The 13,102-nt window shown below is 62.6% G+C and carries 7 protein-coding genes; all 7 read left to right on the forward strand.

Going from position 1 to position 13,102, the window contains the following annotated elements; translation table 11 throughout:
• Nucleotides 1-167: 167 nt before the first annotated feature.
• The 7 genes from C2E19_RS01875 to C2E19_RS01905 all read left to right on the forward strand — a co-directional run bounded on the left by C2E19_RS01875 (nt 168) and on the right by C2E19_RS01905 (nt 13,084).
• The gene (locus C2E19_RS01875) at nt 168-1,799 is read left to right on the forward strand and encodes a glycosyltransferase family 39 protein (protein WP_129387330.1); all 1,632 of its coding nucleotides are present in this window, start codon (nt 168-170) and stop codon (nt 1,797-1,799) included.
• A gap of 99 nt (nt 1,800-1,898) precedes the next feature.
• On the forward strand, nt 1,899-2,744 hold the full coding sequence (locus C2E19_RS01880; RefSeq protein ID WP_129396077.1) for a sulfotransferase: 846 nt from the start codon (nt 1,899-1,901) through the stop codon (nt 2,742-2,744).
• A gap of 56 nt (nt 2,745-2,800) precedes the next feature.
• Complete coding sequence (locus C2E19_RS01885; protein WP_129387333.1) at nt 2,801-9,217, forward strand: Ig-like domain-containing protein; 6,417 nt, start codon at nt 2,801-2,803, stop codon at nt 9,215-9,217.
• Between the two features lie 46 nt (nt 9,218-9,263).
• On the forward strand, nt 9,264-10,781 hold the full coding sequence (locus C2E19_RS01890) for a TolC family protein (protein ID WP_129387336.1): 1,518 nt from the start codon (nt 9,264-9,266) through the stop codon (nt 10,779-10,781).
• The gene (gene cysC, locus C2E19_RS01895; protein WP_129387339.1) at nt 10,765-11,370 is read left to right on the forward strand and encodes an adenylyl-sulfate kinase; all 606 of its coding nucleotides are present in this window, start codon (nt 10,765-10,767) and stop codon (nt 11,368-11,370) included. The genes C2E19_RS01890 and cysC overlap by 17 nt, the downstream gene beginning before the upstream one ends.
• A complete protein-coding gene (locus C2E19_RS01900) occupies nt 11,367-12,152 on the forward strand; it encodes an aspartyl/asparaginyl beta-hydroxylase domain-containing protein (protein WP_129387342.1) in 786 nt (261 codons plus the stop codon). The genes cysC and C2E19_RS01900 overlap by 4 nt, the downstream gene beginning before the upstream one ends.
• Nucleotides 12,140-13,084 (forward strand): sulfotransferase family protein, encoded by a 945-nt coding sequence (locus C2E19_RS01905; RefSeq protein WP_129387345.1) that lies wholly within the window; start codon nt 12,140-12,142, stop codon nt 13,082-13,084. The genes C2E19_RS01900 and C2E19_RS01905 overlap by 13 nt, the downstream gene beginning before the upstream one ends.
• Nucleotides 13,085-13,102 lie beyond the last annotated feature (18 nt).

The raw sequence follows: 13,102 nt of genomic DNA on the forward strand, positions 1-13,102 counted from the left end.
CTCCGTGGCCAGGTCACGCCACGCCAGAGCGTAGACCCGGAATGCCAACGTTGCCGGATGTCGTGAAAGCGCAAATCGGCATCGACGATTCGGCGCTGGCTGACCTAGAGTGACTGCCAGGTTCTGGCTGATACAGGCGTGGTCTCGTGGCACGGCAAGAGGAAGCAATGGCGGTCAACAGAGTTACGCCGGTGGGCGACACACAGGACCCGCACGCAACGCCGGGGTCGTGGTTTGGCAACTTGCGGCTGATTCGCTGGGCCAGAGAACACTGGCTGCTGCCGGTGATATTGCTGGCCGCCGCCGTGCGTTTTTACGATCTGACGGCCGCCGCCGTCTGGGGCGATGAAGGCTCCAGCCTGCTGCTGGCGCGCTATTCGCTGGGCGGGATCTGGCATCACGCGGCCTTCGATGTGCATCCGCCGCTGTACTTCATGCTCCTGCATGGCTGGATCGAACTGTTCGGCGACGGGATTTTTGCGATCCGCTGCCTCAGCGCATTGGCAGGCATTGCCGCCGTTGGATTGGGTATCTGGCTGGTGGACCGCCTCGCCACGCGCCGCGCGGCGATGATCGCCGGGGTGTTGCTGGCGCTGTTGCCGACGGCGGTGCGCTACAGCCAGGAAGTGCGCATGTATTCGTTGCTCGGCTTGCTGCTGATCGCCGCGACGCTGGCGCTGGTCTACTGGATCCGGCGCCCGCAGCGTCATCGCTACCTGGTGTTCTATGCGCTGCTGATGAGCGCCGCGTTTTACACCCACTACTTCGCCGTGCTGGCGGCGCTGTGTCACTGGATCTACCTCGGCGTGATCCGCGTGCAACGTGGTTATCGATTCCGGCACATTCAGCGCCCGGGCTGGTGGCTGGCGAATCTGGCCATCTTCGTCTTGTACCTGCCCTGGTTGCCTAATCTGTTTGACCTGATGCAGCACATGGAACAGCTCAAGGTTGGTGGCGATGTCGGCTGGGAACCGCCGGTGACACTCAGCTCGCTGCCGTCGATGCTCTGGTCGTGGCTGATTCAGGACGATGGCGAAAATCTGCCATGGCCGGTTTTCGCTGCGCTGCCCATGACATTGCTGATGCTCGCCGCGGTGGCGGTGATGCGTGATCGCAGCGTCTCGCGCGGCAGTGTGCTGCTGGCCTTGTACACCGGGTTGCCGCTGCTGCTGGTGTTTGCCGTGTCGTTCATCACACCGGTGTTTATCGAACGCTACCTGACGGCCTATGCCTTGGGCCTGCCGCTGTTGGCCGCATTGGCCATCGACCGTTTGTACAGCCGCGTGCGGCCATTGGCGCTGGCGGTGCTGGTGTCGCTGGTCGGGGTGCAACTGGTGGGCGTAAACAACAACGCCACGGTCGACAGCAATGATCAGCTCGATCGCGTGGTGAATTACGTCAACCAGCATTTCCAGCCCGGTGACCGCATCGTCACCAGCGACATGCTTTGGTACCTGAGTTACGTCTACTACGACCGCAGCGGCGCGCACGTGCGCTTGTTTACACCGCCTGCTGCGGATGGCCGCGCGACTCGTCCGAACGAATACGGATTCGGCACGCTGGTCACCCCTGACGTGTACCTCGACAGCCTCAGCGAACTGGCCGGCAATGAACGGGTATGGCTGATTGGCGCCCTCGATGAACCCGCGGAATTCCTACCCTTGCCAGCGACGTGGAAGGTCAGCGCAGAAATCCATGCAGGGGGTGTGCAGGCGCGATTATTCGTGCCGCAGCCTGCCGGCAATCAGGCTTCATCGGGACTAAAACGTTTCATCTTTACATTCGCGATTAAAAGCTAATCAGTTAGTCCTTTTTGCTCTGAGTGATATCAAAACACTACTAGGCGCAAGGGTTGCTGCTGAACTACGCTCTGACGGACAAAAGGACTTCCGATCATGGTGAAGGGATTGCAGCAGTTCCACTTTATCTCCGGCTTGCCGCGCTCAGGTTCGACCCTGCTTTCTGCCATTCTGTTGCAGAACCCGCGCTTTCACGCCGGAATGACCAGCCCGGTCGGCTCGCTGTTTTCCAGTGTCCTCGAACAATGCAGTGCCGGCAGCGAATACGGTGCGGTGATCGACACCGACATGCGCCGCCGCCTGCTGCGTGGTCTGTTCGATTCCTACTACGCCGACAAGGCCGACAAACCGTTGGTGTTCGACACCAACCGGCAGTGGAGCTCGCGCCTGCCGGCACTCAACGACCTGTTCCCCAACGCCAAAGTGATTGCCTGCGTGCGCAACGTGGCGTGGGTGATGGACAGCCTCGAACGGCTGTACCGCGCCAACCCTTACGAAAACACCAAACTGTTCAGCGATGCCGCCGAGCGCAACACCGTCTACAGCCGCTGCGAGACGCTCGCCCAGCGCAACCGTCTGGTCGGTTTTGCCTGGGCGGCGCTCAAGGAAGCCTATTACGGCGAGCACGCCGACTCTTTGCTGATCATCGATTACGACCTCCTGAGCCAGGCCCCGGAGCGGGTACTGCGGCTGGTGTACGACTTTATCGGCGAGCCGTGGTTCGAGCACGATTTCGAGCATCTGGCCTATGACGCGCCGGAATTCGACCAGGGCCTTGGCCTGGCCGGCCTGCACAAGGTCAAACCCAAGGTTGCGTTGCAGTCGCGCCGGACGATTCTGCCGCCGGACCTGTTCAAGCAATACGCCGATTTGTCCTTTTGGCTCGATGGCTCAGCCAGCGCCGCCAATGTCATTCGTATGAAGACCGACGCCGCGATCAGTTGATCGCGGCGTTTTTCATTGATGCCTTACGTACCTTCGTTCGAGTTCGGGTGAGCAACATGTGGTGGAGCCTTTTTGGTGGGGCCAAGGTCAAGTCTCGGGCAGTCGCCGGTCAGCGTTCGCTGGCCTCGCCGCTGATCATGTCGCTGGAGCCGCGCATGCTGTTCGACGGCGCGGTGGCCGCGACTGTCGCCGATACCGCCGCGCAAGCCGACAGTCATGCCCCTACCGCTGCCGATGCGGCCAAGGCGCCGGCGGCCGATCATCCGGTCGCGAGCAATGATACTCACGGCCAGGCCGATGCCACGCCGGCCGCCAGCCCCGTTGCGGTGCCGGGGCAGAGTGTAGTGTTCGTCGATTCACGGGTGAAGGATGCCGACAGCCTGCTCAAGGGCGTCGCGCCGGGCACGCAGGTGGTCAAGCTCGACGCGAGCAGAGATGGCTTGCAGCAGATCGCCGATTACCTCGATCAACATCAGGGCGTCAGTTCGGTGCAGATCATTGCCCACGGCAACGCCGGTGACCTGTGGCTGGGCAACAGTTATCTGTCTGCCGATAACGTCGCTCAACGCAGCGCAGTCCTCGCCGAAATCGGCAAGGACATGAACGCTGGCGGCGACATCCTGATCTACGGCTGCTACACCGCCGAAGGTGATCGCGGCTTGAGCTTCGTCGATTCGCTGGCGCAGTTGACCGGGCGCGATGTGGCCGCTTCGAACAACCGCACCGGTGTTGGCGGCGACTGGGACCTGGAAATCGCCACCGGCAGCATCGAGAGCGTCAACGTGCTGTCGAGCAAAGCCATGAGCGAATACCAGTGGGGCCTGGCCACCTGGACGGCGACCAACAACCTCAACTCGGGCGTCGGCTCGTTGCGTGCGGCGCTGGCGTCGGCGCAGAACGGTGACATCGTCACGTTCAGTTCCGGGATGACCGTTCAGCTCACGTCGGAATTGCTGATCAACAAGAGCATCACCGTCGATGGCGACCTGAACAACGATGGCGTCGCCGACGTGACCCTTGATGGTCAATACAAGACTCGCGTGGTGGAAGTCGCCTCCGGCAACACCGTGACCCTCGACGGCCTGGTGATTACCAAAGGCCTGGTGGCGGGCAATGGCGGCAATGGTGGCTCAGCAGCAGCGGGGGCCATGGGCGGCGGCATTTTTAACGCCGGCATTCTTACCCTGAACAACGTGACAGTCACTGCCAACGCCGCATCCGGCGGTGGTGGCGGCGGCGGTGTGACCGGCGGTTATGTCGGCGGTGGCGGTGGCGGCGGTGCGGGTATCGGCGGCCAGACCGGTGGCCATGGCGGTTCTTCCGGCCCGGCCACCGGCACATATGCCGGGGGGGCGGGCGGTGCCAATGCCGGCGGTTATGGCGGTGGTTACAGCCCGACCGACATGGGCGGCCGGGGCGGCACCAGCACCGGTGGCGTGGGCGGCAATGGCGGCAGCGCCGGTGCCGGTTACAGCCATGGCGGCAATGGCGGTTCGGCCAGCAACGGCACGCTGTCCATTGGTGGCGGCGGCGGTGGTTCCGGCTGGGACAAAGTCGGCGGCGTCGGTGCCAACGCGGCAGGCGGTATCTACAACGCCGCGAGCGGCACCCTGAAAGTCATCGGCAACTCGGTCATCAGTAACAACATTGCTGCCGGTGGCGGCGGTGGCGGTGGCGGTGGGGTCGGCAGTAACGGCGCCGATGGCGGTGCCGGCGGTCGCGGCGTCGGGGCGATCTGGAACAACGGTGGCGTGGTGCTGATCACCGCGAGCAACTTTGCCGCAATCAGTGGCAATGGCGCGGCCAGCGGTAGTGGCGGGCTGTCGAACGGTGGTTCGACGGGCACAACGCCGAGTGCGCTGGTGGGCATCTACAACAACGGCGGTACGCTCAACACCGCTTACGTGGAACCGCCGACTGCCACCATCGTGGTCGCCGACACCGCGTTGAAAATCGGCGAAACCTCGCTGGTGACCATCACCTTCAGTCGCGCGGTAAACGGTTTTACCAACGCCGACCTGACCATTGTCAACGGCACGCTGACCAATGTTTTCAGCGCCGACGGCGGTATCACCTGGACGGCAACCTTTACGCCGACCAACAACCTTACCGACACCACCAACCTCATCACCCTCGACAACACCGGGGTGACGGCAGTCTCCGACAGCGTCGCCGGTGTCGGCACCACCAACTCGAACAACTACGCGATCGATACCCAGCGTCCGACCGCGACAATCGTGATGAGCGATACGGCGCTGAAAATCGGTGACACCTCACTGGTGACCATTACCTTCAGCGAGGCGGTTTCCGGGTTCACCAACGCCGACCTGACGATTGCCAATGGCACGCTGACCAACGTTTCCAGTGCCGACGGTGGCATCACCTGGACGGCGACCTTTACGCCGACCAGTAGCATCACCGATGCCACCAACCTGATCACCCTGGACAACACCGGGGTGGCGGATCTGGCCGGCAACGCCGGCAGTGGCACCACCGATTCGGCCAATTACGCCATCGACACAGTGCGTCCGACCGCCACGATCGTGGTCGCCGACACCGCACTGAGTCTCGGTGAAACCTCGTTGGTGACCATCACCTTCAGCGAAGCGGTCAGCGGTTTCACCAACGCCGATCTGTCCATTGCCAACGGCACGCTGAGCGCAGTCAGCAGCGCCGACGGTGGCATCACCTGGACGGCGACCTTTACGCCGACCAGCAGCATCAACGATGCGACCAACCTGATTACCCTGAGCAACACCGGCGTGACCGACCTGGCCGGGAACGTCGGCACCGGCACCACCGACTCCAACAACTATGTAATCGACACCCTGCGGCCGACCGCGACCATCGTGGTCGCCGACACCGCATTGAAAATCGGTGAAACCTCGCTGGTGACCATCACCTTCAGCGAAGCGGTCAGCGGCTTCACCAACGCCGATCTGAGCATTGCCAACGGCACGTTGAGCGCAGTCAGCAGCGCGGATGGCGGCATCACCTGGACGGCGACGTTCACGCCGACCAGCAGCATCACTGACGCTACCAACCTGATCACCCTCAATAACACCGGGGTCGCGGATCTGGCGGGCAACACCGGTGTCGGCACCACCGATTCCAACAATTACGCGGTCGACACCGTGCGGCCGAGCGCAACCGTGGTGTTCGCGCAAAGCACCTTGAAGATCGGCGACACATCACTGGTGACCATCACCTTCAGTGAAGCGGTCAGCGGTTTTACCAACGCCGACCTGACCATCGCCAACGGCACCCTGACGGCGGTCAGCAGCGCGGACGGCGGCATCACCTGGACGGCGACGTTTACGCCGAGCGCGAACGTCACCGATGCCACCAACCTGGTGACGCTGGACAACACCGGCGTTGCCGACCTGGCGGGCAACGCCGGCAGCGGCACCACTGATTCGAACAACTACAGCATCGACACCCAGCGTCCAACCGCAACCATCGTGATCGCCGATCCGAGCCTGAGCGCCGGCGAAACCTCACTGGTGACCATCACCTTCAGCGAAGCGGTCAGCGGTTTCACCAACGCCGACCTGGCCGTCCCCAACGGTACGCTCACGGCGGTCAGTAGCGCCGATGGCGGCATCACCTGGACGGCGACTTTCACCCCGACCGTCGGAGTCAACGACACCAGCAACATCATCACCCTGGCCAACACCGGTATCGCTGACCTGGCCGGGAACGCCGGCACGGGCACGACCAACTCCGGCAACTTCACCATCAACACCGTGGCGCCCACCGCGACCATCGTCGTCGCGGACAACAGCCTGACCATCGGCGAAACGTCGCTGGTGACCATTACCTTCAGCGAAGCCGTGACCGGTTTCAACAACGCCGACCTGACGATTGCCAACGGCACGCTGACGGCGGTGAGCAGCAGCGACGGCGGGATCACCTGGACGGCGACCTTCACCCCGACCAGCAACATCACTGATGCGAGCAACCTGATCACCCTCGACAACAGCGGTGTGCAGAACGCCGTCGGCAATGCCGGTAATGGCACCACCAACTCCAACAATTACGCCATCGACACCCAGCGCCCGACCGCCACCGTGGTGCTTGCCGACTCGGCGCTGGGTGTCGGCCAGACTACCACCGTGACCATCACCTTCAGCGAGGCCGTCAGCGGTTTGACCCTCGCCGACCTGACCGTGGCCAACGGCACACTCTCCGGGCTGAGTACCTCGGACAACATCACTTACACGGCGACGTTTACGCCATCGGCGGGCATCACCGACACCAGCAACATCATCACCCTGGACAACACCGGCATCACTGACATCGCGGGCAACACCGGCAGCGGCACCACCGATTCCGCCAACTACGTGATCGACAGTCAGCGCCCGACCGCCACCATCGTCATCAGTGATACCGATCTGCGTCCCGGCGAAACCGCGCTGGTAACGATTACCTTCAGCGAGGCGGTCAGTGGCTTCGACAACAGCGACCTGAGCGTCGCCAATGGCACGCTGAGCAATGTCTCGTCGAGCGACGGCGGTATCACCTGGACAGCCACCTTCACGCCTACCATTGGTGTCAGTGATGCCACCAACCTGATCGTGCTGAACAACGCTGGCATCAGTGATCTGGCGGGCAATGCCGGCATCGGCATCACCAACTCGGCCAACTATGCGGTGCAGACCGAAGTGCCGACCGCGACCATCGTCGTCGCGGATACCGCGCTCAAGGCCGGCGAAACCTCGACGGTGACCATCACCTTCAGCGAAGCGGTCACAGGTTTTACCAATGCAGATCTGACCATCGCCAATGGCACCCTGAGCAACGTCGCCTCCAGTGATGGCGGCATCACCTGGACGGCGACATTCACCCCGACCGCCAACATCACCGACACGACCAACCTGATTACCCTCGACAACAGTGGCGTGGCCAACGCCTCCGGCAACAGCGGCGTCGGCACCACCGACTCGAACAATTTCGCCATCGATACGGCGTTGCCGACCGCGACCATCGTGGTCGCCGACAACCGCTTGGGCATCGGTGAAACCACCACGGTTACCATCACTTTCAGCGAAGCGGTCAGCGGTTTTGACCTGTCGGACATCAGCGTCGCCAACGGCACGCTGGCGAACCTGACCAGCAGCGATGGCGGCATCACCTGGACCGCTACGCTGACGCCGACGGCCAACGTCAACGACACGACCAACCTGATCATCGTCGACACTGCCGGGGTGCAGGATCTGGCCGGCAACCTTGGCGCGAGCATCGCCATCTCCAACAACTATGTGCTCGACGCGACCCGGCCAACCGTGGACATCGTGGTCGCCAATCCGCACTTGGGTATCGGCCAGACCACCACAGTGACTTTCACCTTCAGCGAGGCGGTGAGCAACTTCGACCTGTCCGACCTGAGCGTGACCAATGGCGACCTGAGCAATCTGAGCAGCAGCGATGGCGGCAAGACCTGGACCGCGACGTTCACACCGACGGCCAATGTCACCGATCCGAGCAACTTCATTGCGCTCGACACCAGCAACGTCAGCGACCTGGCCGGCAACGTCGGCAGCAGCGTCGCGGTGTCGAACAATTACGCGCTCGACAGCGAGCGGCCGAGTGCGACGGTGGTGATCGCCAACCCGAACATCGGCCTCGGTCAGACGTCGGCGGTGACCATTACTTTCAATGAGGCGGTCAGCGGCTTTGATCTGTCGGACATCAATGTCGGCAACGGCACGCTGTCCAATCTGAGCAGCAGCGACGGCGGCAAGACCTGGACCGCAACCCTGACGCCGAACGCCAACGTCAACAGCGCCAGCAATGCGATCAGCGTCAACAGCGCCGGGGTCAGCGATGCGTCCGGCAACAGCGGGGCCGGGGTCAGCAGCTCCAACAATTACGCGATCAACACGCTGCCGCTGGTGACGCCGCCAACGCCGCCAACGTTGCCGACCACTAGCGTGGTGATCCCGGATCCGCTGATCCGCAGCAGCGATCCGGTGGTGCCGCCATTGCCAGCGAACGTGCCGCTGCAACCGATCATCTTCTCGCCACCGACCGGCGATCTCGGCTCGCCGCTGACCTTCGCGCCATTGTTCGAACAACGCGACATCGGCAGTGGCCTGCGCCCGCTCGGTGACATTTTCATCAACCACGGCGCGTTGAGCCCAAGCTTCATTGCCCAGGTGTTCAGCGACAGCACCTACGGTGACGGCAGCGGTCACGGTTTTCTCGGTTTCGGCGGCGGCGACGGCGGGGTCTTTGGCAGCAGCACGCTGTCGAGCCTGTTCAACCAGAACAGCGACGCCGACCGTGATGCGGTGAACGCGTTCGGCAGCCACTCGCTCAAGGCCGGCGATATTTCCCAAGGACTGCGCGGCGTGTTCAGCGCGCCGTCACTGGTGCAGCAACTGCAACAGCTCAAAGACAGCGAGCAGCACCGGGTCGACAGCCTGGCAGCGGCTCTGCAACAGGTCGGCATCAGCGAAATTTCGGCCTGAATACACAACTACTCAACACTGTGCAGGACCTAGGGGCGATCCAGGGATGAAAAGAACTCAGAAGTTGTTCGGCGCCAGCTTGCTGGCGCTGGCGGTCAGCGGATGTGCAGTGACCAGTGAACCGATTGAACGCAGCGTCAGTGAACAGCGGGCCAAAAGCGACCTGCAAAACATGTACAAGGATCAGGAGCCGCTGCGCGGCCCGTTGACCCTGCATCAAGCCATGGCCCGCGCGGTGAAATACAACCTCGAAGGGCGTTTGAAGATCATGGAGGAAGCGTTGGCCAAGCGGCAGCTCGACCTCGCCAGTTTCGACATGCTGCCGCGCATGGCACTGGACGCCGGTTACGTCGGGCGTAACAACGTCAACGCTTCCAGCAGCCAGAGCGTGCGCACCGGCACCCAGTCTCTGGAGCCGTCGACCTCGCAGGACCGCGACCGCGACGTCGCTGACCTGACCATGGTCTGGAACGTCCTCGACTTCGGCGTCAGTTACATCAGCGCCAAACAGCAGGGCGACCAGCGTCTGATTGTTCAGGAACGTCGACGCAAAGTGATCAATACCATCGTCCAGGACGTGCGCTCGGCTTATTGGCGGGCGATGGCGGCCGAACGTCTGCTCAAGCAGATCGACAGCCTGATGGCACGGGTCGACACCGCCCGGCGTGATAGCGAAAGCATGAGCAGCCAGCGTATCGGCGACCCGGTGCAAGCGCTCGGTTATCAACGTTCGCTGATCGAAGCCACGCGCCAACTGGAAGAACAGCGGCGCGCCCTGTCGTTGGCGAAAACCGAACTGGCGACGCTGATCAACCTGCCGTTGGGCACTAACCTGACCCTGGCCACCGATGACGGTTATCAGGTGCCTGAACTCAAGATCGATCTGGCCAAGCTTGAGCAGGAAGCACTGACCAGCCGACCGGAGCTGCGTGAGCAGGATTACCAGACGCGCATCAGCGCCGCCGAAACGCGCAAAGCCATGTTGCGCCTGCTGCCCGGTCTGGAGTTTTCCGCTGGCGGGCATTACGACAGCAACTCGTTCCTCGTCGAACAGGGCTGGGCCGACTATGGCGTCAAAGTCACCTGGAACCTGTTCAACGTGATTTCCGCACCGGCCGCCATCAACGTCGCCAAGGCCGGCGAAGAAGTCGCCAGTGCCCGGCGTCAGGCGATGTCGATCGCCGTGCTGGCCCAACTCTATGTGGCCAACGCCAACTACCAGGAAGCCAAACGCCAGTTCAAGACCAACCAACAGCTGTCGGACATCGATGGGCAAATCGTCGGTCAGTTGCGCAACCGTCATCAGGCGGCTGGCATTGGTGAACTGGAGCTGATTCAGGGCGAATTGAACAACCTGCAAGCGGACCTGCGGCGCGACCTGTCGTACGCCGATCTGCGCAATGCCTATGGTCAGATCTTTGCCAGCGCCGGCCTCGATCCGCTGCCGGACCAGGTGCAATCGACCGAAGTGCAATCGATCGCCACCGCGCTGGCCAATCGTGAATCGGCGTGGGCGGCGGGCGATATCTCCGTGCCCGTGGTGGCGCATGCCCCCGCGCAGTGATGTGCTGGCGCCGCGCGCCAGTGTCAGTCGCACGCAACGCGAGGCCCGCAATGGCCATCACGGGGCAGCGATTCTGCTGACTGGTCTGCCGGCGGCGGGCAAGTCGACACTTGCCCAGGCGTTGCACGCCGAGTTGTTCGCACGGGGTTTGCACAGTGTGGTGCTGGATGGCGACGGCTTGCGTGTCGGGCTTAATCGCGACCTCGGTTTTAGTGATGCAGACCGGCTGGAGAACATCCGCCGCGCCAGCGAACTCGCTGCGTTGCTGGTGGACAACGGTCAGATCGTGATTCTGGCGATGATTGCACCGCTGGCCGAGTTGCGTGAAGTGTTCGCCAGTCGCTTGGGCGACGACTATCGCGAAGTCTGGTGCAGCGCTTCATTGGCGGTCTGTGAGCAACGTGACCCGAAAGGCCATTACGCGCGGGCCCGGCGCGGTGAGCTGCCCGGGTTTACGGGCATCTCGGCGCCCTACGAGCCACCGGTGCAGGCGTCGCTGGTGCTCGATAGCGGCGCGCAGTCGGTGGACGCCTGCCTCGATCGCCTGCTGACCTGGCTGGGCGAATGTTCGGTGTTGCCTCGGACATGAGCCGACCGGCCTTCGCGCGCTTGCCGGTGACGCTGGATTTGCCGCGGCTGTTGCAAGCCTTGGCGGCCATTGACGAAGACGCTTGGCGCAGCCATTTCAATGCGGATTATTTTTCCGGCGAGTGGAGCGGTGTGGCGCTGATTTCAGCGCTCGACGCGCGCACTGAGTTGTCTCCCGGTCGTGGTGAACCGGTGCACCGCGCAGCCTGGCAGTGTGATCAGCGCTGGTCGCGCGCGCTGCAGGATTTTCCGCTCGACATCGTCAGTGCCCGACTCCTGCGGCTGGGGCCGGGCGGGCGGATTCATGAGCATCGTGACTACGATCTTGATGGCCCGGACGCCGATCTGCGCTTGCACATTCCGTTGCTCAGTCCGCCCCTTGTCGATTTCTGGCTCGACGGCCAGCGTGTACCAATGCAGGCCGGCGAGTGCTGGTTTCTCGACCTCGCACGTGTACATCGGGTGGCTAACCGCGACACCTCGGCGCGGGTGCATCTGGTCCTCGATTGTCGGCCCAGTGCCTGGCTGGCGCAGATGATTGCTCAAGGTCTGCCGGACACGCCCGCAGCGGAGTTGTCTGATAGCGCATTGCAACGTTTTCAGCGTCGGCTGGCGGAGGATGCCGCGATGTCTGCCGAGTTGCAGGCGCTGCATGATCCGCAAATATTCATCAGCCGCACACTCGCGCTGGCCGCTGAACAGGGTCTGGAGTTTTCTCGCGAAGAATTGCGCGCCGCCATGCGCAATGGTCGCCGGCAATGGAATGAACAATGGAGCCACTGAATTTTGACGGCTGGTTGCCCATTCGGATCTGGCCGGTCGCCGGGCAATGGCAAGTGGATTGGTGCTGGTTCGGCGACACGCCGTTGCATCAGCCATTCTTTCGCGATGCGGTCGAAGATGCGCTGCGGCTGCCGTTCAACCAGGCATTCCGGCGCCAGACGCCATTGGCGGCGTTGACCGCTTGGCAAGCGCAAAGCCCGGGAATCGCCCCGAGCGCATTCATTCTGCATGCCTCGCGCTGCGGTTCGACGTTGATCAGCCAGATGCTCGCGCAGCTCGACGATCACATCGTGGTGTCCGAACCACCACCGCTGGATGCCTTGTTGCGCAGCGATTTACCGGACGCCGAACGTCAGGCCGCGATCGCCGGTTTGCTTTCGGCGTATGGCCAGCGCCGGCGCGGTGTGGAAAAGCATCTGGTGATCAAACTCGATGCCTGGAACATCGGCGAATGGCCGCTGCTGCAAGCCTGTTTTGCCGATACGCCGTGGTTGTTTCTCTATCGCGACCCGTTGGAGATTGCGGTTTCCCACCTGCGCCGACCGGGCATGCACATGGTGCCGGGCATGCTCGGTGATTGCGTATTGGAGGATGGGTTGCAGTTCGAGGGCCGTGAAGATTTTATCGCACGGCGTTTGGGGCGGTTGTTGGAGGCGGGGTTGCTACATTGTCGGGATTCGGCCGGTTTGGCGGTGAATTACAGCGAGTTGCCCGATGCGATGGCTGGGCGCTTGGCGCGGTTCTTTCGATTGAATGATGTGCAGCGTCAGCAGGTGTTTGCCGCTGCCGCGCAGCATGCGAAACAGCCTTCGCAAGTGTTTGTTGCCGATGGTGAAGACAAACGCCGCGAGGCTTCGGTGCTGTTGCAGGCGCGTGTGCAGACGTGTGCGCGAGCGCCCTATGAAGCTTTGGAAAAATTGCGTGGTGCCTGAAAAGATCGCAGCCTGCGG

It is taken from the genome of Pseudomonas sp. DTU12.3, assembly GCF_004124275.1.
In the GTDB taxonomy this organism is placed as follows: domain Bacteria; phylum Pseudomonadota; class Gammaproteobacteria; order Pseudomonadales; family Pseudomonadaceae; genus Aquipseudomonas; species Aquipseudomonas helmanticensis.